The sequence below is a fragment of the Streptomyces virginiae genome, from assembly GCF_040638905.1.
In the GTDB taxonomy this organism is placed as follows: Bacteria; Actinomycetota; Actinomycetes; order Streptomycetales; family Streptomycetaceae; genus Streptomyces; species Streptomyces virginiae_B.
In genome coordinates this window covers 21275-40800 of sequence record NZ_JBEZYV010000034.1, presented here as the reverse complement: position 1 = coordinate 40800, position 19526 = coordinate 21275, and the positions used below count along the sequence as shown (strand labels likewise).

The following is a 19526-nucleotide window of genomic DNA, read 5'->3' as shown; positions in this document are numbered from 1 at the left end:
GACCCCACGGGCGTTCAGGCCCGGTTCGTCCGGTACACGAGGGCGGTGGCGATGGCGGCGAGCCCTTCGGCCCGGCCGGTGAGGCCCAGTCCGTCGGTGGTGGTGCCCGATACGGAGACGGGGGCGCCCGCGGCGGCCGCGAGCGCCTTCTGTGCCTCTTCGCGCCGCTTGCCGATCTTCGGACGGACGCCGATCACCTGGATGGCGATGTTGCCGATCTCGAAGCCCTCCGCGCGCACGATCCTGGCGGCCTCCGCCAGGAGGGTGGCCCCGGCGGCGCCGGACCACTCGGGGCGGGAGGTGCCGAAGTGCGCGCCGAGGTCGCCGACTCCGGCGGCGGAGAAGAGGGCGTCGCAGGCGGCGTGGGCGGCGACGTCGCCGTCGGAGTGCCCGGCGAGGCCGTCCTCCCCCTCCCACAGCAGGCCGGCGCACCACAGCTCGCGGCCGGTCTCGAAGGCGTGCACGTCGGTGCCGATCCCGACGAGCGGGATCAGCGGCGCGTCGGAGCTAGAACCCATCGGTGGCCCTCCTGCGGGCGAGTACGGCCTCTGCGAGGACCAGGTCGAGCGGTCGGGTGACCTTGAAGGCCTCTTCGTGTCCCGGGATCACCACGACGGGGACGCCGAGGCGTTCCACCATGCCGGCGTCGTCGGTGGCGCCCTCGCCGTCCACCGCGATAGCGGCGTGCGCCTCCAGGAGCGTGGCGAGGTCGAAGCCCTGCGGGGTCTGCACGGCGCGCAGCCGGGCCCGCTCGGGCGTGGCGACGACCGGCTCGGGCTCGCCCGGCCTGCCGGGCTCGACCTCCTTGACGGTGTCCGCCAGCGGGAGCGCGGGAACCACGGCGCGGGCGCCGTCGCGCACGGCCTCGACGACGGCGTCCACGGTGTCCACCGGGACGAGCGGGCGGGCCGCGTCGTGGATCAGTACGGAGGTGACGTCCTGCGGCAGCGCGTCGAGGCCGGCCCGTACGGACTCCTGGCGGGTCTCGCCGCCGGGTACGACCAAGAGCTCGGTCCGCTCGGGCAGCGCGTGCTCGCCCAGCAGCAGGCGCACCTCGGCCGCTTCGGCGGCGGGGGCGACGACCACCACGACGGACACCGCGCGGGATCGGGCCATCGCGCGGACGGCGTGGACGAGCATCGGGGTGCCGCCGAGGGCCCGCAGGGCCTTGGGGGCGCCGGGGCCGAGGCGTACGCCGCGGCCGGCGGCCGGGATCACCGCGGCCGTGCGGCGGGGGCGCGTTACGTCAGACATCAGTAGCTCCGAGCCAGGTTTCCGAGCCAGGTTTGTGACTTCGGCTGACATGGGTATGGCCTGAAGGGTGCCGGGTGCGACGCCCCTCGCCCCTTCCGTGACGACCGGTCGAGCGCTACCCGGACCCGGCACGCCAGTGAGAGGTACGAGTACGGCTGGGCAGGTGGAAGTACGAGTACGGCACGAGATACGGATACAGACATGCCGCAGCGCCCGGCAACAGGTCTCTCCAGGAGGAGAAACCTTGTCATCGGGCACCGCGGCAAGCTGTGCACACCGTGCACGGGGCCTCGCGTCAGGACGCGAGCACCTCGTCGAGGAGGGCCTCGGCCTTGTCCTCGTTCGTGTTCTCAGCGAGCGCGAGCTCGCTGACCAGGATCTGGCGCGCCTTCGCGAGCATGCGCTTCTCGCCCGCGGAGAGCCCGCGCTCGCGCTCACGACGCCACAGGTCACGCACCACTTCGGCGACCTTGATGACATCGCCAGAAGCGAGCTTCTCCAGATTTGCCTTGTAGCGCCGGGACCAGTTCGTCGGCTCTTCTGCATACGGTGCACGAAGCACCTCGAAGACCCGGTCCAGCCCGTCCTGGCCGACTACGTCGCGAACGCCGACGAACTCCGCATTGTCCGCAGGCACACGAACCGTCAGGTCGCCCTGGGCGACCTTGAGCACCAAGTAGGTCTTGTCCACGCCTTTGATCTGGCGAGTCTCAATGGCCTCGATCAGCGCGGCCCCGTGATGGGGATAGACCACGGTGTCGCCAACCTTGAACGTCATGTGACAGGTACCCCTTCCGTGGCTATCCAGGGTAACACGAGAACTGACTGTTATGAATGGCGTTTTCGCAGGTCAGGGCACATCTCGGGGCTTGACAACAGCGACAGGAACGTGCTGCGGAAGGGTTCCGGAAGGGGGTATTCGCAGGTCGGGGGCGCTGCGCGGACCGGGCGAAAGGGCCACGCTACACCCGCCGCACACCCCCATCAGTGTGACGTACGTCCCGTTTTGCCGGGCTGAGAGTCGCGAAAACGAACTGCTCCGTTCGGCTGGCGAGCACGCGTGCGGGAGCGGGATCCGGCCCAATCCGGAATTGATCACCGAGTGGCGTTCGGGGAATCCCGGAATTGATCAACGGGCGGCGGACGCACGATATGGGAGCGCCACGTGATCGGCGAGGTGGGCGGCGAGGTGGACCCCGGCGAATGCAAGATCGTGGACCACCCCCAGGGCGGCGGCCGCCCTGCGGAGGGTCGGGTGCGGGGGCGGGGCGGCGGCTCGGTAACCTAAGCGCGCTGACACACCCTTAGAGCGGCTTCGCCTCGGCCGTTCCGGGGGTACCTCCCAGCGGTTGCCGGGAGAGCCCACCCTCCGTTTCCGTTCGTCCTAGGAGTTGCCGCCGCCGTGAGCCGCAGCCTTCGACGCGGCGCCCTCGCCGCCACCGCCGTCGTGTTCTCGATCGCCTCGCTGGCCGCATGCGGTGCGGGCAACGACGCGCAGACTCTCCAGATCAAGCCGGACAACGCCGCCGCCACCAAGGGCGACATCGAGATCCAGAACGCTCTGGTGATCACCCAGGGCGAGAAGGACAAGAAGGGGCCGGCCGTCGTCTCGGCGACCGTCTTCAACAACGGCACCAAGCCGCAGACGCTTGACGGCATCACCCTTGCGGATGGCAAGGGGAAGGTCGCGCTGAAGCCGGCCGGGGGCAGCGGCAGGATCACCGTGCCCGCCGGCGGCTCCGTGGTGCTCGGCGGCCAGGGCAACGCCTCCGCCGTGATCGAGAACGGCTCCGAGGCCGCCAAGAACGGCGACGTGCAGAAGGTCGTCTTCCAGCTGAGCAGCACGGGCGGCGTCGAGCTCCAGGCCTTCGTGGTTCCGGCCACCGGCATGTACGCGGGCTTCGGCCCGTCCGCCGCCCCGTCCGCGACTCCGGGCGGCACCCCGGCGGCCACCCCGGCGGCCGGCGCCTCCCCGTCCGGCAGCCCCTCGGGCGCCGCCTCCGGCGCCCCGGCCGGGACCCCCTCGGGCGCGGCCGCTTCGCCGTCGGGCTCCGCCTCGCACGCCGCGGGCCACTGACCGGGGGCACGGCGTAGCTCCGTACGCATACGGGAAGGGCCCCCGTCCGCACCAGCGGAGGGGGGCCCTTTTCCATGCCATCGACGGGAGTCCCGCCACGGCGCGCCCGGGTCCGGCTCGAACTCCTCCCGCGCGCGCCCCTCGCGCGGCGAGGCCCTGGGGGGCCTCACCGGCTTCGGCACGCTGCGCCGGCCTCCGACCGGCCCCCGGGAACACCGGGGTCCCGGCTTACGGCTCGAACTTGTAGCCGAGCCCACGGACCGTGACCAGATAGCGCGGCGCGCCCGGGTCCGGCTCGATCTTGGCGCGCAGGCGCTTGACGTGGACGTCGAGCGTCTTGGTGTCGCCGACGTAGTCGGCGCCCCAGACCCGGTCGATCAGCTGCATGCGGGTCAGCACGCGGCCCGCGTTGCGCAGCAGCATCTCCAGCAGGTCGAACTCCTTCAGCGGGAGGTCCACCTTGCCGCCGGCGACGGTGACCACGTGACGGTCGACGTCCATCCGTACGGGGCCGGCCTCCAGGGCCGCCGGTGCGACCTCCTCCGGCTCTCCGCGGCGGCGCAGGACCGCGCGGATGCGGGCGACCAGCTCCCGCGAGGAGAAGGGCTTGGTGACGTAGTCGTCTGCTCCTATCTCCAGCCCGACGACCTTGTCGATCTCGCTGTCCTTGGCGGTCACCATGATCACGGGAACGTTGGAGCGGCCGCGCAGCTGCCGGCAGACCTCGGTGCCGGGCAGGCCGGGCAGCATCAGGTCGAGGAGGACGAGGTCGGCGCCGTTGCGCTCGAACTCGTCGAGCCCGTCGGGGCCGGTCGCCGCGATGGCGACCTCGAAGCCCTCCTTGCGGAGCATGTAGGACAGGGCGTCGCTGAAGGATTCCTCATCCTCGACGACGAGCACTCGGGTCACGGAAGGACCTCCGGGGCAGGGATGGCTGGAGCGGTTCTGGTTCAGGCTGGGGTCGGGTGGGTGCGGGGGGCAGCCGCCGGGGACGAGGCGGCCGCTTCGGGGAGTCGCAGGGTGAAGGTGGAGCCCTGGCCCTCCGAACTCCACACCGACACCTCCCCGCCGTGCGAGGCGGCCACGTGCTTCACGATCGCAAGGCCGAGGCCGGTTCCTCCCGTGGCGCGGGAGCGGGCCGGGTCCACGCGGTAGAAGCGCTCGAAGATGCGCTCGCGGTCCTTCTCCGGGATGCCGATGCCCTGGTCGGTCACGGCGATCTCGATCAAGTCTCCCCCGGGGGACGTCACCCTGCGTCCGGCTATTCCGACGCGGGTGCGGGCGGGGCTGTAGTTGACGGCGTTCTCGACGAGGTTTCCGAGGGCGGCCGCGAGCTGTCCGCGGTTGCCCCATACGCGCAGGTCGGCGGTACCGCCGGCGGCCATGGTGATCTGCTTGGAGGACGCCGTGTGGCGGCAGCGGTCGATGGCTTCGGCGACCAGGGTGTCCACGCGGACGGGCTCGGCGTCCTCCAGCGGGTCGTCGTTCTGTACCCGGGAGAGGTCGATGAGCTCCTGCACGAGGTTGATCAGCCGGGTGGACTCGATCTGCATGCGGCCCGCGAAGCGGCTGACCGCCTCGGGGTCGTCCGCGGCGTCCATGACGGCCTCGGACAGCAGGGAGATCGCCCCGACCGGGGTCTTCAGCTCGTGGGACACGTTGGCGACGAAGTCGCGGCGTACGGCCTCGATGCGGCGGGCCTCGGTGAGGTCCTCGACCAGGAGGAGCACCAGGCGGGAACCGAGCGGGGCGACGCGCGCCGAGACGGCGAGGGCCTCGCCACGGCCCGTGCCGCGGCGGGGCAGGTCCAGCTCGACCTGTCGTATCTCCCCGTCGCGGCGGGTGTCGCGGGCCATGTGGAGCATGGGCTCGACGGCCAGCTTGCCGCCGCGTACGAGCCCGAGGGCGTAGGCGGCGGAGGAGGCCTTGACGACGGCGTCGCCCTCGTCGAGGACCACGGCGGAGGAGCGGAGCACGGACAGCACGGTGTCCACGCCGGGCGGCAGCACCGCGTTGATGTCGGGGCGCATGGAGCTCCGGGTGGGGCGGGCCTGGTCGCGCTCGCTCCAGCGGAACGCCAGCATCGCGATGACGCCGGTGCACATACCGGCGATCGCTGCAGCTGCGGCGACCGCCGCGTTCACGTCCATGGATCCAGGTTAAGCAGGCACGACGACACTTCCACAGCCGTTCGGGTGGCACCTCGAACAGTCGTCGCCCAGAGTTCACCCTGGCGACGGGGTTGATTCACTTGTGGTGCCGGAGTCGGACGCGTTTGCGGCTCACCGTGTCAACGTGGGGCAGAAGGCCGCCCCGGCCCGCCCCGGGCATCACCGCAGTAGTAGGTCGAGAGAGGGACACGAGACATGCGCGACGCGTACCACGAGGAACTGGACTCGATCGGAGAAAGCCTGGTCGAGATGGCCCGGCTCGTCGGTTCCGCGATCGGGCGGGCGACGACGTCCATGCTCGATGCCGACCTCAAGCTCGCCGAGAGCGTCATCGCCGCCGACCAGAAGGTCGACGACCTCCAGCACGACCTGGAGGCCCGCGCCATCGCCCTGCTGGCCCGCCAGCAGCCGGTCGCCACCGACCTGCGGATCGTGGTGACCTCGCTGCGCATGAGCGCCGACCTGGAGCGCAGCGGCGACCTGGCCCAGCACGTGGCGAAGCTCGCCCGGCTGCGCTTCCCGGACCGCGCCGTCCCGCGTGACCTGCACGCGACGATCCTGGAGATGGGGCAGCTGGCGCAGCGCCTGATGGCGAAGGCGGCCGAGGTCATCATCACGAAGGACGTCGACCTGGCGCTCCAGCTGGAGCAGGACGACGACGAGATGGACCAGCTGCACCGGACGCTGTTCCAGCACCTGATGGACGACCGCTGGAAGCACGGCATCGAGACGGCGGTGGACGTGACGCTGCTCGGCCGCTACTACGAGCGCTTCGCGGACCACGCGGTGTCGGTGGCCAAGCGCGTGGTCTACCTCGTGACGGGCGAGCACGCGGACGACCTCCAGCAGCCGACCCAGATCGAGGGCGCCTGACCGCGGGCATCTGACGGCCGTTGTCCGACCGCGGGCCTCTGACCGCGGGCGCCTGACCGTGGGGCCTCTGACCGCGGGCCCCTGACCGCGGTGACCTCCGTCGTCTGACGGAGCCGGGCGGGCGGCGGGCCCGGCAGAGCTTCCGTGCGCCGTTGACGCGCCGGTGGAGCTGGGCATGAATGAGGGCGAGGCGGCCAGTCGTACGAAGTCCCGTATGCCGCGGGGCACCGCCTCTCCGAGGAGGAACCATGCCCGATTCCCCCGTCCCCATCACCCCGGAGCAGGAGCAGCCGCCGAAGTCCGAGCCGCTGCGGCTGCCGCTGCTCGCGGCCTGCGGTTGCGGCTCCGGCTGCGGCTGCGGCTGCCAGTCCGGTGCCCCCTGCCAGTGCGGCGGCTGACCTGGCCCACCCGGCTCGGCACCGCACCGGTTACGCCGAGAGGCCCCCTGCCCGCGGACATCCGCAGGCGGGGGGCCTTTCTCGGTACACAGGCACCCCTACCGCAGGAGCCATGTGCGGGTCAGCGCCATGACCTCCGCGCGGCTGCGGCCACCGTGGTCGGCCGCGATGAAGTGGGAGCCGATCCGCAGGGAGAAGGTGATCAGGGAGCGGACCTCGACGTCGTCCTCGTCGGTGCAGAAGGCGCGGAACAGCGAGCGCAGGTACTCCATGCGCCGGCTGTCCGCACGGCGCAGCCGCTCGGCGACGGCCTCGTCACGGCGCGCCCAGTCGCGGATCGCCAGGTCGGCGTCGACGCCCACCACCGGCCCCTCGTCGTACGAGGCGACGATCGTGAACAGCCGGTCCAGCCTGGCGCGGGCGTCTCCCCCGCCGCTCTCGACCAGCTCGATCACCGCCTCGGTGACCTCCCGCTCCCAGGTGTCGAGCATCTCGGTGAGCAGCGCGCCCCGGCTGCCGAAGTAGCCGTAGAAGCCGCCCTTGCTGACGCCGAGCGCCTGCGCCAGCGACTCGACGCGGACCGCATCCGGGCCGCCGGCGGCCAGCGCCCGCAAGCCCTCCTCGATCCACTTGCCGCGTGGCGTGCGGGTCGCGCCCATGGTGTGTCCTCCTCGCACGGACCCCCGTCTATACGGTGCCGTATAGACGAGTGCTAGTCTCGTTCTATACGGCATCGTATAGATAGGGGCTTGCGCATGAGACTCCCCAGCACCGCCCACACTTCGCGCCCTTGGCGCATCCACGAGATCGCCGGCGACTTCCGGCTCGAGGACGTGTGGGCCCTGCCCACCCCCGGCGGTCCCGACGACCTCGCGCGCCTGGTACGCCAGTTCGCGACGGGCTCGGGGGACCCGGTCCCCTCCCGAGCGGGACGGGCGCTCTTCGCGATCCGCTGGAAGCTCGGGGCACTGCTCGGCTGGGACGATCCGTCGGGGGGCCTCCGGTCGCGGGTGCCGACGCTCCGGGACCGGCTGCCGGCCGACCTCCGCGAGGGCGATCGCGGGCCGGACCTCACCTCCGCACCGTTCACCTCCGTCTACCAGACGCACGACGAGTGGGCGGCGGAGACGGCCAACAGGACCATGCACGGCGTGATGCACATCGGCTGGGTACCGGACGGCAACGGCGGCCACCACGGCCAGATGGCCGTCCTGGTGAAGCCCAACGGCCTGCTGGGCGCCGCCTACATGCTGGCCATCAAGCCCTTCCGCTACCTGGGCGTCTACCCGGCCCTGATCCGCTCGATAGGCAACGAGTGGCGGACGAACTCGCCGGCCGCGACGGACTGACCCGGAGAACGACGAGAACGACGGAAGCCCCCGTCCGCTGCGCAACAGCGGACGGGGGCTTCTGCGTGGTGCAGGGGCGTTACTTCTTGCCCTGGTTCTTGACGGCCTCGATGGCGGCCGCGGCCGCGGCCGGGTCGAGGTAGGTGCCGCCCGGGTTGAGGGGCTTGAAGTCGGCGTCGAGCTCGTAGACGAGCGGGATGCCGGTCGGGATGTTCAGACCCGTGATGTCCTCGTCCGAGATGCTGTCGAGGTGCTTGACCAGACCGCGCAGGGAGTTGCCGTGCGCGGCCACCAGGACCGTGCGGCCCGCCAGCAGGTCCGGGACGATGCCGTCGTACCAGTACGGCAGCATGCGCTCGACGACGTCCTTGAGGCACTCGGTGCGCGGACGCAGCTCGTTCGGGATCGACGCGTAGCGCGGGTCCTCGGACTGCGAGAACTCCGTACCGTCCTCCAGCACCGGCGGCGGGGTGTCGTAGGAGCGGCGCCACAGCATGAACTGCTCCTCGCCGAACTCCGCGAGGGTCTGCGCCTTGTCCTTGCCCTGCAGCGCGCCGTAGTGGCGCTCGTTCAGGCGCCAGGAGCGGTGCACCGGGATCCAGTGGCGGTCCGCGGACTCGAGCGCGAGCTGAGCGGTGCGGATGGCGCGCTTCTGGAGGGAGGTGTGCAGAACGTCGGGCAGCAGGCCGGCGTCCTTCAGCAGCTCACCGCCACGGACCGCCTCCTTCTCGCCCTTCTCGGTGAGGTTGACGTCCACCCAGCCGGTGAACAGGTTCTTCGCGTTCCATTCGCTCTCGCCGTGGCGGAGGAGGATCAGCTTGTACGGTGCGTCGGCCATGCGTACGAGCCTAATGGACGCGCGAGGGTGTCGATTGACGGCTCGGGTCAATTGGGTGGCGCCCCGAGCCCACCCCCTCGTAATGTGCCCATCGGCAGAGCGACGCTTACACCCTTGGGGGGATTCCGTATGTCCGCAGCCAGTCTGAGACGGGCCGCCCGGGAGAGCGTCGCGGGGCTGCCCCGGGCGTTCTGGTGGCTCTGGACGAGCACGCTCGTGAACCGGCTCGGTGCCTTCGTCGCCACCTTCATGACCTTGTACCTGACGCTGGACCGGGGCTACTCGGCCTCCTTCGCGGGCCTCGTCGTCGCCCTCCACGGGCTGGGCGGTGTGGTGTCCTCGCTCGTCGCGGGCGTGATGACCGACCGTCTGGGGCGGCGCCCCACGCTGCTGGCGGCCCAGGCCTCGACCGCCTTCTCGGTGGCGCTGCTGGGCTTCATGGAACACCCGGCGGCGATCGCGGCGGTGGCCCTGCTGGTCGGCATGACCTCGAACGCCTCCCGTCCGGCGGTCGCGGCGATGATGGCGGACATCGTCCGCCCCGAGGACCGCGTACGGGCCTTCGCGCTCAACTACTGGGCCATCAACCTCGGCTTCGCCGTCAGCGCGACCGCGGCGGGCCTGATCGCCGAGTACAGCTACCTGGCCGGCTTCCTGGGCGAGGCGGCCCTCACGCTGGCCTGCGCGGTGCTGGTGTTCGTCAAGCTGCCCGAGTCCCGCCCGGAAGGCGGCGGAGCCGGTGCGTCCGGCGCGTCCGGCGCCGCCTCGGGAAGGACCGGTGGCGGCTCGGAGATCGGGCTCGGGACCGTGCTGCGGGACGGCCGGTTCATGGGTGTGGTCGGCCTGTCGTTCCTGATCTCGCTGATCTTCACGCAGGGCTCGGTCGGCCTGCCGGTCGCCATGGGGTCCGCCGGATTCTCCCCCGGGGACTACGGGCTCGTCATCGCCGTGAACGGCCTGCTGATCGTGGTGCTGCAGATCCCGGTCACCGGCTTCATCGAGCACCGGGACCCGCAGAAGCTGCTGGTCGTCTCGGCGCTGCTGGCCGGCTACGGCTTCGCGCTGACGGCCTTCGCCGGACCGCTGTGGGCGTACGCGCTGACGGTGTGCGTGTGGACGCTCGCCGAGATCGTCAACTCGCCGACCCAGATGAGCCTGGTCGTACGCCTCTCGCCGGTGCACGGTCGCGGGCGCTACCAGGGCGTCTACACGATGTCCTGGGCGGTGGCCGCGCTGGTGGCGCCGCTGATGGCGGGCTTCATGATCGACCGGTGGGGGGCGGGCCGGCTTTGGGCGGCCACGGGCGTACTGGGCACGGTGGCGGCGGCCGGCTACTGGCTGCTGATGCGGAACCTGCCCGACGGGGACAGGGGTACGGACCCGGCGGCGGCCGGTGTCGCCGCCGGCCCGAAGGCGGCGGAAGCCCTGCCCTGCGCACCGGCTCCCGCCGAGCCGCTCCCCGCCCCGGGCCCGAACCCGGTTCCGGACCCGGGCCCGAACCCGGTCCCTGCCCCGGTCCGGGCGGGCTGACCGGAGCCGGCCCGGCTCCGACCGGACCCGGCCGGCGGCTCGGGCGCCGGCGTCAGTCGGCCGGGCCGCCGGGCGCGGGCGACGGCTCGTCCTGCGGGCGCGTCAGGTGCTTGAAGGCGTCGAGGTTGAAGGTCGGCTCGCCGCGCGAGACCCGCCACTCGTACTCGCGCCGGATCGCGCTCGCGAAGCCCAGCTCCAGCAGCGTGTTGAACGAACCGTCCGCGGCCTCCAGCACCGTGCCGAGCAGCCGGTCCAGCTCCTCCGGTGTGACCACCGACAGCGGCAGGCGGGCCGTCAGATAGATGTCGCCGAGGCGGTCCACCGCGTACGCCATCCCGTACAGCTTGAGATTGCGCTCCAGCAGCCAGCGGTGGACGCCCGCCTCGTTCTCGTCGGGGTGGCGGATCACGAAGGCGTTGACCGACAGCGAGTGCCGGCCGACCCGGATGGAGCAGGTGGTGCTGAGCTTGCGCGTGCCGGGGAGCTGGACGACGTAGGTGCCCGGTCGGGGGCTCTCCCAGCTCAGCTCCGCGCCGGCGAGCGCGCTCTCGATGATCTCGGCAGTGTCAGCCATGGTGGGAGCGTACGCGACGGCGGTGATCGTGCATCGCCGCCGTGTAGACGTCGGCCGTGCCGGCGGCCGCCGTGTCCCAGCCGAAGAACTGCGCGTGCCGCGCCGCCTCGGCCCCCATCCGGTCCGCGAGCCCGGGCTCGTCGACGAAGCGGCGCAGCTGCCGCGCGTAGTCCGCCGGGTCGTGTCCGGGTACGAGGATCCCCGTGACGCCGTCGTTGACGGCGACGGGCAGCCCGCCGACCTCGGCGGCCAGCACCGGGGTGCCGGCGGCCTGGGCCTCTATCGCGACGAGCCCGAAGGACTCGCTGTAGGACGGCATGACCAGAACGGACGCCGCCCGGAACCAGTCGGCGAGGCCGTCCTGGGCGACCGGCGGGTGGAAGTGCACGAGGTCGGCGATGCCCAGTCTGGCGGAGAGCTTCTGCAGGCCCTCGGGCTTGGCGAGTCCGCTGCCGCTGGGGCCGCCGACGACGGGGACGAAGAGGCGGCGGCGCAGCGAGGGGTCGCGGTCGACGAGGACGGCGACGGCGCGCAGCAGGATGTCGGGGGCCTTCAGCGGCTGGATGCGCCCGGCGAAGAGCGGGATGACGGCGTCCTGCGGGAGGCCCAGGCGGGCGCGGGCGGCGGCCCGGCCGTCGCCGACGGTGAAGCGGTCGAGGTTCACGCCGGGGTGGACGACGGCCACCTTGGCGGGGTCGGCCTCGTAGTGGCGGACGAGCTCGTCGGCCTCTTCGGCGGTGTTGGCGATGAGGCGGTCGGCGGCGGCGACTATCTGGGTCTCGCCTATGACGCGGGCGGCGGGCTCGGGGGTGTCGCCCTCGGCCAGCGCCGCGTTCTTGACCTTGGCCATGGTGTGCATGGCGTGGACGAGGGGCACGCCCCAGCGTTCGGCGGCGAGCCAGCCCACGTGCCCGGAGAGCCAGTAGTGGGAGTGGACGAGGTCGTAGTAGCCGGGGCGGTGGCCGGCCCAGGCCTGCATCACGCCGTGGGTGAAGGCGCACAGCTGGGCCGGGAGCTCCTCCTTGGCGAGGCCCTCGTAGGGGCCCGCGTCCACGTGCCGTACGAGGACGCCGGGGGCCAGCTCGACCACGGGCGGGAGCCCGCCGGTGGTGGCGCGGGTGAAGATCTCGACGTCGATGTTGATCGCGGCGAGGCGGCGGGCCAGCTCCACGATGTAGACGTTCATCCCGCCGGCGTCGCCGGTGCCCGGCTGGTGCAGCGGTGAGGTGTGCACGCTGAGCATGGCCACGCGGCGCGGTTTGCGGTGGTGGCCGACGGCCGGCAGGCGCAGCCGGGGCGGTTCGTGACGGGTGGCGGCGCGGGCGGCGGCGAGGCGCCCGCTGAGGCTGCCGCCGAGGCGGGACACGTACTGGCTCAAGGAAGCGCTTCCTCTCGGCTCGGACGGTGCGCGCTCGGACGCTCGGACGGCATGACTGCGGGGGCGCGTAGGGCGCCCTGCAAGGAGTGCAACCCGGATGGCCGTCCCCCGCATTCCGGGGTGCCCGGTTTTCCTGCGCGGTCCCCCTGTTTCTTGGTGCTTTCTTGGGGCGCCGCGCGATTTTCGGGGCGGTGCGGGCGGTTTTCACTGCGTAGGGGCGCTCCGCTTACCCTCGGCTCATGGCCTCCCGCAGTACCCCGTCACCCAGCCGCGCCTCCGGCCGTCCTGTGGGTTCGGTGACGCGCGGGACGACGAACCCGAACCGGTTGCGCCGCATGGACCGCTGGATCGCGGCCGCCCACGGGGCGGCGCTGCGGCGTGCGGGGGACCCGGTGGCGGTGGACCTCGGGTACGGGGCCGCGCCCTGGACGGCGGTCGAGCTGTTGGCGCGGCTGCGGGACGCGGCGCCGCGGGTGCGGGTGGTCGGCATCGAGATCGAGCCGGCGCGGGTGGCCGGGGCGAAGCCGTACGAGCGGGAGGGGCTGAGCTTCCGGCACGGCGGCTTCGAGGTCCCGCTGGAGGGCGGGGAGCAGGCGATGCTGATCCGCGCGGCGAACGTACTGCGCCAGTACGACGAGGAGCAGGTCGCCGAGGTGTGGGCGCGGCTGTGCGCGCGGCTGGCGCCGGACGGGCTGCTGGTGGAGGGCACCTGCGACGAGATCGGGCGGCGGCACGTGTGGGTGGCGCTGGGACCGGAGGGCCCGCGCACGGTGACGTTCGCGACCCGGCTGGGCTCGCTGGAGCGCCCTTCGGACCTCGCGGAGCGGCTGCCGAAGGCGTTGATCCACCGGAACGTGCCGGGGGAGCCGGTGCACGCGTTCCTGCGCGACTTCGACCGTGCCTGGGCGGCGGCGGCTCCGTACGCCTCGTACGGGGCGCGGCAGCGCTGGATCCGCACGGCGCGGGCGCTGTCCGCGGACTGGCCGCTCGCGGACGGGCCCGGGCGGTGGCGGCAGGGGGAACTGACGCTGCGCTGGGAGGCGTTGCGCCCGGTGGGGTGAATGCAGTGCGGGCGGGGAACGGGGGGCGGGGGTGCCCCGTTGATCCGTGAGGGGCAGGACCGGGGGTCCGTTGGGGCAGACAAGATCGAAACGGCATCCACAAGGGTGTTGGAATTCATCGACTCGTGGCACCATCCCGATGGCAGTGCGAAGTTACTGATGAATAGTCAGATCTGATACCAGGTCTGGCTCGGGTGCCTTGGGGGGACCATGGGGTCGGTAGGGCGACGACGAGGCGCAAGCTCTCTCGTGCTGCTGTGCGCGATGGCGGTGCTGACGACAGCGGGCCTCGCGACGGGCACGGCGTATGCGGCGCCCGTCGCGCCGGGGCCACCGGCGGCTCCGCTGCCCGGGCCTGACGGCAAGTCCCTGGAGCAGGTCCGCAAGGACATCGACGAGCTCTACCGGCAGGCGGGCACCGCGACGGACGCCTACAACCTCGCCGAGGCCGAGACCAAGGCCCAGTCGGACAAGATCGTCGAGATCGCCAACCTGATCGTCGCGGGCAAGGAGCGCATCGCCACGCTCAAGAGCCGCGCCGGCGCCGCGGCCCGCGCGCAGTACCGCTCGGGCGGCCTGCCGCCGGGCGCCCGGCTGGCGTTGAGCGAGGACCCGAACCAGTTCCTCGACGGGGCGGACCGGTTGCGGCAGGGCGAGAAGGCCGCCTCGGACCTCCTGTCCGAACTGGACCGCACCCAGACGGACTTGCAGCGCTACGCGGAGGAAGCGAGCGAGCGCTGGCAGAAGCTGGAGGCGAACCGGGTCAAGCAGGAGGAGTCCAAGAAACAGATCGAGGAGAAGATCAAGGCGGCGGAGGAGCTGGAGAGCAAGCTGGAGGCCGAGCAGAAGGCCCGGCTGATCCAGCTTGAGCAGGAGGCCCAGTACCGCGCGCAGACGGCGTGGCTGTCCACGGGCGCGATGAAGGACGTCAACGGCAAGGCGACGGACGCCGGCAAGCATGCCGTGCAGTTCGCCACCGCCCAGATGGGGAAGCCGTACAAATGGGGCGCGGTGGGCCCGGACTCCTTCGACTGCTCCGGACTGACGTCGCAGGCCTGGCGCGCGGCGGGGCGCGGCATCCCGCGCACCTCGCAGGAGCAGCTGCGGCTGCTGCCGAAGATCGCGCTCAAGGACATGCGGCCGGGCGACCTGATCATCTACTTCGACGACGCGAGCCACGTCGGCATGTACGTGGGCGACGGCGCGATGGTCCACGCCCCGCGCCCCGGCCGCAACGTGACGCTGGCGGGCGCGGGCTCCATGCCGATCAAAGCAGTGGTCCGGCCGGACGCCTGACCCCTCCCGGGCCCGGGGGCCGGCCTCCCCCGGGCCGCGCCCGACGCCCCCCGGCCCGGCAGCCCAGCAGCCCAGCAGCCCCGCTGCGCCGAAGGGACTTCGCACGCCACGGGCCGGCCCCGCCGACGGTGTCGCCCCGGGCTGCGTGGGAACGGGGCGGGGGCTGAGTGGCGGGCTCGTCCCGCCCGGCGCCCGGCTCGGGGACGGGGGCCGGCGCCCGGCTCGGGGCGGGCGGCGGGCGACCGGCCGGGGCCGGCGCGGGTGGAGAGGCAACCCCGGGGCTGTGGCACACGTCTCGTCTGGCGGGACGGAACACGGCCCCGCCGTGACCTTTGTCATCCAGTGAGGCCGAGTTTCCCCCGTGATGACGGCATATGACGGAGGCCCGCGCCAAGAACGGCATTCCGTTCGCGGGGCAACGACCGCTAGGGTCTGCCGGACGAGCGCACCCTCGGGGGGAGGGAAGGAACCGGAAACGATGCCCGTACCCGTACCGAGGCAGAGGGACACCCCCGCCACGGAGAGCGGTCAGGCCGTTCTGCACACCGCCGCCCCGCCTGCCTCCATAGGTGCCGGCCTGGCGCAGGCGACCCCTCAGACCACCGCCCTGACCCTCCTGGTCATCGAGGACGACCCCGCCGGCGGGCTCACCGTCCCCGAGATCCTCGACGCCGACGGCCACCGCATCCGGCTCCGCACCGCCCGCAACCTCACCGAGGCCGAGCGGCTGCTCACCCCCGACGTGCACTGCATCCTGCTCGACCTGTCGCTGCCCGGCACCGGCGCCCGCATCCCGCTCACGTCGGCCGGGGCTCCGGGGGCATCCGGCGCGTCCGGGGGGTCCGGGACGGTCACCGCCACGGCCACCGCCACCGCCGACCCGCAGCTCGCCGTCCTCCACCAGGTGCTGCGCCTCGCCCCGCGCCACGCCGTCCTCGTCCTCACCGACGAGGACGACGCCGAGCGCGCCGCCGAGGCCGTCCGCGTCGGCGCCCAGGACTTCCTCTTCCGGGACGAGCTGGACGGCCGGCTGCTGAGCCGCGCCATCCGCTACGCCGTGGAGAGAAAACGGGCCGACATTGCCCAGTACAAGCTTGCAGAATCGAAACTGCGCGCCCAGGAGAACGCCCGCCTGGAGCGCGGCCTGCTCCCCACCCCGCTCCTTGAGGGCTCCGATCTGCGCTTCGCCGCCCGCTACCGCCCCGGCCGCAGCCGGGCCCTCCTCGGCGGCGACTTCTACGACACCGTCCGCACCCCCGACGGCACCGTCCACGCCATGATCGGCGACGTCTGCGGCCACGGCCCCGACGAAGCCGCCCTCGGCGTCGAGCTCCGCATCGCCTGGCGCGCCCTGACCCTGGCGGGCCTGTGCGGCGACGACCTGCTGGCCACCCTCCAGGAGGTGCTGGAGGTGGAGCGTCCCTGCGAGGAGATCTTCGCGACGCTGTGCACCGTCGACATCGCCCCGGACGGCCGCCGCGCGGGCCTGTGCCTGGCCGGACATCCCGCCCCGCTGATCTCCCGGCCGGGCCGCCGCGCGCGGCTCCTGCCCTACGAGAACAGCGGTCCGGCCCTCGGACTGCTGCCCCGGGCCCGCTGGCCGCGCCGGCAGGTCGAGCTCGGCGGCACCTGGAGCCTGATGCTCTACACCGACGGGCTCATCGAGGGACGGATCGGCGAGGGCAAGGAACGCCTGGGCCAGGACGGCATGGTCGAGATGATCAACCGCCACCTGGACCGCGGTCTGAGCGGTGAGGGGCTGCTGGAGGCCTCCGTCACCGAAGCGCGCCGCCTCAACGGCGGCGAGCTCACCGACGACGTGGCCGTGGTCCTGCTTTCCCGCTCCGAGGGCTGACCTCCCTCAGCCGACCCCGCCGGACCCCAGCCGTCCCCGGCTACCGTCCGCCGTCCCGGGCCACCGCCGCCGTCCCCGGCTACCGACCCCCGTTGTACGGGCCGTACGGGCCGTCGCTGCTGCTGCCACCGCTGCGACGGCCGCCACCCGAGACCTGCTTGAGGGCCGGCCGTACGTCCACGAAGAACACAATGGTCGCCACCAGGCCCGCGATCTGCAGGAAGAGCATCCCCAGGAAGGCGTCCACGAGCACGGTGATGCCCAGGATGACCAGCCAGAAGGTCTTGCTCTGCTTGTCCGCCGCCCGGTACGCGTCGTCCCGCGCCACCAGCGCGAACCCGAAGGCCACGACGGCGAGCACCAGCATGGCGAGCCCGAGAAGCGGGATCACCCCTCGATCGAACCCGTCCATCAACATCGCTTCGACCGCCTTCTCCTGCTCGCGCTTGGCACTTGCGGTGCCGCCTCACTCCACGCTACCGGCACACGACCCTCCATCAACCACAACGGGCCGGGCCCTTGAAGGGTGCCCGGCCCGTGATCGCCCATGCGGGCGTGCGGCTCAGCTCGCGTCGTCCGCCGTGACGGCGGCCTTCTTGGCCGTGCCCTTGCGCGTGGCGGGCTTCCTGGCGGCGGGCTGCTCGTCGGCGGCGGCCTCGGCCGCCGGCTCCGCGGCCTCCTCGGCCTCCGCCTTCCGCTCCGGACGCGGCTCGACGACGACGGCGATGTCGACGATCTCCTCGGAGACCTCGCCGCGCCAGGCCCGTACGGCCTGCTCACCGTGCTCGGCGACCTTGTCGTAGGTCTCCTTGGCGCGCACCGCGTACTCGGCGGCCACGCCGACACCGCGCAGCGCCAGGTCCTGGGCGGTCTCACCGATCTTCTTCGGGTCGATCGCGCCGAGCACCTCGGCGACCTTGGCGGTGACCGCGTCCTGCACGGCCTTCGGGTCCGTGTTCTTCACGGCCTCGATGCGCGCGGGGGCCTCGGCGCGCAGCTGCTCGATGAGCTCCGGCACCTTCTTCGCCTGCTGCACGGCGAGATCGGCGGTGCCGGCGGCGAAGTAGAGGGGAGTGGGGTCGGTGAGGGTCTTCTTCAGGTCATCGGCGATGGCCATGTGCTGGTCCTCCCGGATCAACTTCAGTCGGTCTTCGACGGCATCTCGTCAGCGGGAACGCCGGGAACGGCGGGCTCGTCGAGTGCGTTCTCCTTGCGGAACGACTCGTAGACCTGGAGCAGCACCTGCTTCTGCCGCTCGCTGATGGAGGGGTCGGCGAGTATGACGGCTCGCGTCTCCACCTCGTCGCGGTCCCGCTCGTCAAGGATCCCGGCCTGCACGTACAGCGTCTCCGCGGAGATCCGCAGCGCCTTGGCCAGCTGCTGGAGGATGTCCGCGCTCGGCTTGCGCAGCCCGCGCTCGATCTGGCTCAGGTACGGATTCGACACCCCCGCGGCGTCGGCCAGCTGCCGCAGCGAGAGCTGCGCCTGCCGCCGTTGCTCACGGAGGTATTCGCCGAGGTTTCCGACGTTGAGCGATGCCATGGTGCCGATCCTGCCCGACGCCGCTAACTTTTGCAAGCAGATGCTTGCAACATCTCCCGCTCGCGCCGCCGACCACGCCGACCACGCCGTCCGCCGAGCCGCGGTCAGCCGCTGAAGCCATCGGAAATCCCTTCGCGGGGCGGCGGTGCGCCGACGGAGACTGGCCGCATGCCGCATCGCTCTGCCTACGTCTGCCTCGACTGCCGTGTGTCCTTCAAGCACTCCGAGTACCGCGAGTACCACTGCCCCCGCTGCCGCCGGGCCCTCGTCCTCGCCGGGGACGCCTTCGAGGCGCCGCCGCGGCGGGACCGGGACGCCTGGCGGGTCCTGTCCGTACTCCTGCACGCCGGGCTCGACTTCCGGCAGGCCTGCTGCGGATGCGGACCCGGCTACCGGCCGCGGAGCCTGCGCGAGGTGCGCGAGCGGCTCGCGTACGCCCGGCGTACCGGGGTGCCGGTCGCCCGCGCGCTCGCCACCCGGTGACAGCGGAGCGGGCGCGCGCGGGCGACAGCCGGTTCAGGACGTGCCGATCACCACTGTCGCGTACAGCTCCTCCGAGGTGACCGCACGGACCGCGAGGCCCGCGGAGGTCAGCGCCGAGGCCGTCGACGGGGCCTGGCGCGCGCTCGTCTCGATCAGCAGGCGGCCGCCCGGGGCCAGCCAGGGCAGGGCGCCCGCGGCGACCCGGCGGTGGACGTCCAGGCCGTCGGCCCCGCCGTCCAGCGAGACCCGCGGCTCGTGGTCGCGCGCCTCCGACGGCATCAGGCCGATCTCCTCCGTGGGCACGTACGGGGCGTTGACCACCAGCACGTCCACCCGCCCGCGCAGCTCGGCCGGGAGCGCGGCGTACAGATCGCCCTCCCACACCCGGCCGCCGTACGGGGCCACGTTGCGCCGCGCGTACGCCAGAGCCGCCGGGTCGATGTCGGCCACGTGCAGCTCCACCCCGCCCGGGGAGTGCGCCGCCACCGCCGCGCCCAGCGCGCCGACGCCGCAGCACAGGTCCAGCACCACCGCGCCCGGCCGGGTCAGCGCCAGCGCCTCCTGCACCAGGAACTCCGTGCGCCTGCGCGGCACGAAGGCACCCGCGCCGACCTGTACGCGCAGTCCGCAGAACTCCGCCCAGCCCACGACGTGTTCGAGCGGTTCGCCGCCGACCCGGCGGGCCAGCAGCCGCGCCAGGTGCGCGTCGTCCCGGGCGGCGCCGCTCAGCAGCTCCGCCTCCTCCTCCGCGAAGACACAGCCGGCCGCGCGCAGGGATTCCACAAGTGACGTCAAAACCTCAGTCCTCTGTCCTTCGTCCTCGGTCCTTCGTCCTCGGTCCGCGACC

At 72.4% G+C, this 19526-nt stretch carries 22 protein-coding genes; 9 read left to right on the top strand and 13 right to left on the bottom strand.

The window, feature by feature from the left end:
* Positions 1-14 precede the first annotated feature (14 nt).
* The 3 genes from ispF to AB0F82_RS31560 all read right to left on the bottom strand — a co-directional run bounded on the left by ispF (position 15) and on the right by AB0F82_RS31560 (position 2032).
* Complete coding sequence (gene ispF / locus AB0F82_RS31570; protein ID WP_356813701.1) at positions 15-518, bottom strand: 2-C-methyl-D-erythritol 2,4-cyclodiphosphate synthase; 504 nt, start codon at positions 516-518, stop codon at positions 15-17.
* The gene (ispD, locus tag AB0F82_RS31565) at positions 508-1254 is read right to left on the bottom strand and encodes a 2-C-methyl-D-erythritol 4-phosphate cytidylyltransferase (RefSeq protein WP_356813702.1); all 747 of its coding nucleotides are present in this window, start codon (positions 1252-1254) and stop codon (positions 508-510) included. Before ispD ends, ispF begins: the two co-directional genes overlap by 11 nt.
* Before the next feature lie 295 nt (positions 1255-1549).
* Entirely contained in the window at positions 1550-2032 is a 483-nt protein-coding gene (locus AB0F82_RS31560) for a CarD family transcriptional regulator (protein WP_003953493.1), read from the bottom strand.
* Between the two features lie 624 nt (positions 2033-2656).
* Here AB0F82_RS31560 and AB0F82_RS31555 point away from each other — a divergent pair.
* Positions 2657-3331, top strand: a complete 675-nt coding sequence (locus AB0F82_RS31555) for a DUF461 domain-containing protein (RefSeq protein WP_362633649.1) — start codon at positions 2657-2659, stop codon at positions 3329-3331.
* A gap of 228 nt (positions 3332-3559) precedes the next feature.
* Here the strand turns inward: AB0F82_RS31555 and AB0F82_RS31550 are convergent, their stop codons facing one another.
* Positions 3560-4240: a response regulator transcription factor gene (locus AB0F82_RS31550; protein WP_344026023.1), complete on the bottom strand. Its 681-nt coding sequence runs from the start codon at positions 4238-4240 to the stop codon at positions 3560-3562.
* Positions 4241-4281: 41 nt separating this feature from the next.
* On the bottom strand, positions 4282-5481 hold the full coding sequence (locus AB0F82_RS31545; protein ID WP_356813704.1) for a sensor histidine kinase: 1200 nt from the start codon (positions 5479-5481) through the stop codon (positions 4282-4284).
* A 216-nt stretch (positions 5482-5697) separates the two neighbouring features.
* Between AB0F82_RS31545 and phoU the strand changes: the two genes are divergently transcribed.
* Positions 5698-6375, top strand: coding sequence for a phosphate signaling complex protein PhoU (gene phoU, locus AB0F82_RS31540; RefSeq protein WP_356813705.1), 678 nt, complete (start codon positions 5698-5700; stop codon positions 6373-6375).
* A 248-nt stretch (positions 6376-6623) separates the two neighbouring features.
* The gene (locus AB0F82_RS31535; protein ID WP_356813706.1) at positions 6624-6773 is read left to right on the top strand and encodes a hypothetical protein; all 150 of its coding nucleotides are present in this window, start codon (positions 6624-6626) and stop codon (positions 6771-6773) included.
* A 98-nt stretch (positions 6774-6871) separates the two neighbouring features.
* Here AB0F82_RS31535 and AB0F82_RS31530 read toward each other — a convergent pair whose 3' ends face one another.
* The gene (locus AB0F82_RS31530; RefSeq protein ID WP_362633644.1) at positions 6872-7432 is read right to left on the bottom strand and encodes a TetR/AcrR family transcriptional regulator; all 561 of its coding nucleotides are present in this window, start codon (positions 7430-7432) and stop codon (positions 6872-6874) included.
* Positions 7433-7528: 96 nt separating this feature from the next.
* Between AB0F82_RS31530 and AB0F82_RS31525 the strand changes: the two genes are divergently transcribed.
* Positions 7529-8122 carry a DUF2867 domain-containing protein gene (locus AB0F82_RS31525; protein WP_356813708.1) on the top strand — a complete coding sequence of 198 codons (594 nt, stop codon included), beginning with the start codon at positions 7529-7531 and terminating at the stop codon, positions 8120-8122.
* Between the two features lie 79 nt (positions 8123-8201).
* Here the strand turns inward: AB0F82_RS31525 and AB0F82_RS31520 are convergent, their stop codons facing one another.
* The gene (locus AB0F82_RS31520) at positions 8202-8960 is read right to left on the bottom strand and encodes a phosphoglyceromutase (protein WP_030855401.1); all 759 of its coding nucleotides are present in this window, start codon (positions 8958-8960) and stop codon (positions 8202-8204) included.
* 129 nt (positions 8961-9089) lie between these two features.
* Here AB0F82_RS31520 and AB0F82_RS31515 point away from each other — a divergent pair, with 129 nt between their 5' ends.
* The gene (locus AB0F82_RS31515; protein WP_362633640.1) at positions 9090-10490 is read left to right on the top strand and encodes an MDR family MFS transporter; all 1401 of its coding nucleotides are present in this window, start codon (positions 9090-9092) and stop codon (positions 10488-10490) included.
* A gap of 52 nt (positions 10491-10542) precedes the next feature.
* Here AB0F82_RS31515 and AB0F82_RS31510 read toward each other — a convergent pair whose 3' ends face one another.
* Together AB0F82_RS31510 and mshA are read right to left on the bottom strand one after the other, a co-directional pair.
* Positions 10543-11064 (bottom strand): YbjN domain-containing protein, encoded by a 522-nt coding sequence (locus AB0F82_RS31510; RefSeq protein WP_356813710.1) that lies wholly within the window; start codon positions 11062-11064, stop codon positions 10543-10545.
* Entirely contained in the window at positions 11057-12442 is a 1386-nt protein-coding gene (gene mshA, locus AB0F82_RS31505) for a D-inositol-3-phosphate glycosyltransferase (RefSeq protein ID WP_436842207.1), read from the bottom strand. Before mshA ends, AB0F82_RS31510 begins: the two co-directional genes overlap by 8 nt.
* Before the next feature lie 239 nt (positions 12443-12681).
* Here mshA and AB0F82_RS31500 point away from each other — a divergent pair, with 239 nt between their 5' ends.
* The 3 genes from AB0F82_RS31500 (at position 12682) to AB0F82_RS31490 (ending at position 16654) form a co-directional block, all read left to right on the top strand.
* Positions 12682-13503: a class I SAM-dependent methyltransferase gene (locus tag AB0F82_RS31500; protein ID WP_362633637.1), complete on the top strand. Its 822-nt coding sequence runs from the start codon at positions 12682-12684 to the stop codon at positions 13501-13503.
* A gap of 210 nt (positions 13504-13713) precedes the next feature.
* Positions 13714-14799 (top strand): C40 family peptidase, encoded by a 1086-nt coding sequence (locus AB0F82_RS31495; RefSeq protein WP_362633634.1) that lies wholly within the window; start codon positions 13714-13716, stop codon positions 14797-14799.
* 364 nt (positions 14800-15163) lie between these two features.
* Positions 15164-16654 (top strand): PP2C family protein-serine/threonine phosphatase, encoded by a 1491-nt coding sequence (locus tag AB0F82_RS31490; protein ID WP_436842206.1) that lies wholly within the window; start codon positions 15164-15166, stop codon positions 16652-16654.
* A 79-nt stretch (positions 16655-16733) separates the two neighbouring features.
* On the opposite strand, the gene AB0F82_RS31485 is transcribed toward AB0F82_RS31490, so the two are convergent.
* The 3 genes from AB0F82_RS31485 to AB0F82_RS31475 all read right to left on the bottom strand — a co-directional run bounded on the left by AB0F82_RS31485 (position 16734) and on the right by AB0F82_RS31475 (position 18196).
* Positions 16734-17072, bottom strand: a complete 339-nt coding sequence (locus AB0F82_RS31485) for a DUF2516 family protein (protein WP_356813714.1) — start codon at positions 17070-17072, stop codon at positions 16734-16736.
* 144 nt (positions 17073-17216) lie between these two features.
* Positions 17217-17771 carry a hypothetical protein gene (locus AB0F82_RS31480; RefSeq protein ID WP_362633627.1) on the bottom strand — a complete coding sequence of 185 codons (555 nt, stop codon included), beginning with the start codon at positions 17769-17771 and terminating at the stop codon, positions 17217-17219.
* Between the two features lie 23 nt (positions 17772-17794).
* On the bottom strand, positions 17795-18196 hold the full coding sequence (locus AB0F82_RS31475; RefSeq protein ID WP_356813716.1) for a helix-turn-helix domain-containing protein: 402 nt from the start codon (positions 18194-18196) through the stop codon (positions 17795-17797).
* 168 nt (positions 18197-18364) lie between these two features.
* On the opposite strand from AB0F82_RS31475, the gene AB0F82_RS31470 reads away from it, so the two are divergent.
* Positions 18365-18679: a deoxyxylulose-5-phosphate synthase gene (locus AB0F82_RS31470; protein WP_362633623.1), complete on the top strand. Its 315-nt coding sequence runs from the start codon at positions 18365-18367 to the stop codon at positions 18677-18679.
* A 33-nt stretch (positions 18680-18712) separates the two neighbouring features.
* On the opposite strand, the gene AB0F82_RS31465 is transcribed toward AB0F82_RS31470, so the two are convergent.
* Entirely contained in the window at positions 18713-19474 is a 762-nt protein-coding gene (locus AB0F82_RS31465; RefSeq protein WP_362633620.1) for a putative protein N(5)-glutamine methyltransferase, read from the bottom strand.
* Positions 19475-19526: the final 52 nt, after the last annotated feature.

Bases quoted from the DNA above. Each gene is read 5' to 3' on its own strand.
- ispF (WP_356813701.1), bottom strand. From the start codon at position 518: ATGGGTTCTAGCTCCGACGCGCCGCTGATCCCGCTCGTCGGGATCGGC.
- ispD (WP_356813702.1), bottom strand. From the start codon at position 1,254: ATGTCTGACGTAACGCGCCCCCGCCGCACGGCCGCGGTGATCCCGGCC.
- AB0F82_RS31560 (WP_003953493.1), bottom strand. From the start codon at position 2,032: ATGACGTTCAAGGTTGGCGACACCGTGGTCTATCCCCATCACGGGGCC.
- AB0F82_RS31545 (WP_356813704.1), bottom strand. From the start codon at position 5,481: ATGGACGTGAACGCGGCGGTCGCCGCAGCTGCAGCGATCGCCGGTATG.
- phoU (WP_356813705.1), top strand. From the start codon at position 5,698: ATGCGCGACGCGTACCACGAGGAACTGGACTCGATCGGAGAAAGCCTG.
- AB0F82_RS31535 (WP_356813706.1), top strand. From the start codon at position 6,624: ATGCCCGATTCCCCCGTCCCCATCACCCCGGAGCAGGAGCAGCCGCCG.
- AB0F82_RS31530 (WP_362633644.1), bottom strand. From the start codon at position 7,432: ATGGGCGCGACCCGCACGCCACGCGGCAAGTGGATCGAGGAGGGCTTG.
- AB0F82_RS31525 (WP_356813708.1), top strand. From the start codon at position 7,529: ATGAGACTCCCCAGCACCGCCCACACTTCGCGCCCTTGGCGCATCCAC.
- AB0F82_RS31520 (WP_030855401.1), bottom strand. From the start codon at position 8,960: ATGGCCGACGCACCGTACAAGCTGATCCTCCTCCGCCACGGCGAGAGC.
- AB0F82_RS31515 (WP_362633640.1), top strand. From the start codon at position 9,090: ATGTCCGCAGCCAGTCTGAGACGGGCCGCCCGGGAGAGCGTCGCGGGG.
- AB0F82_RS31510 (WP_356813710.1), bottom strand. From the start codon at position 11,064: ATGGCTGACACTGCCGAGATCATCGAGAGCGCGCTCGCCGGCGCGGAG.
- AB0F82_RS31500 (WP_362633637.1), top strand. From the start codon at position 12,682: ATGGCCTCCCGCAGTACCCCGTCACCCAGCCGCGCCTCCGGCCGTCCT.
- AB0F82_RS31495 (WP_362633634.1), top strand. From the start codon at position 13,714: ATGGGGTCGGTAGGGCGACGACGAGGCGCAAGCTCTCTCGTGCTGCTG.
- AB0F82_RS31490 (WP_436842206.1), top strand. From the start codon at position 15,164: ATGACGGCATATGACGGAGGCCCGCGCCAAGAACGGCATTCCGTTCGC.
- AB0F82_RS31485 (WP_356813714.1), bottom strand. From the start codon at position 17,072: ATGTTGATGGACGGGTTCGATCGAGGGGTGATCCCGCTTCTCGGGCTC.
- AB0F82_RS31480 (WP_362633627.1), bottom strand. From the start codon at position 17,771: ATGGCCATCGCCGATGACCTGAAGAAGACCCTCACCGACCCCACTCCC.
- AB0F82_RS31475 (WP_356813716.1), bottom strand. From the start codon at position 18,196: ATGGCATCGCTCAACGTCGGAAACCTCGGCGAATACCTCCGTGAGCAA.
- AB0F82_RS31470 (WP_362633623.1), top strand. From the start codon at position 18,365: ATGCCGCATCGCTCTGCCTACGTCTGCCTCGACTGCCGTGTGTCCTTC.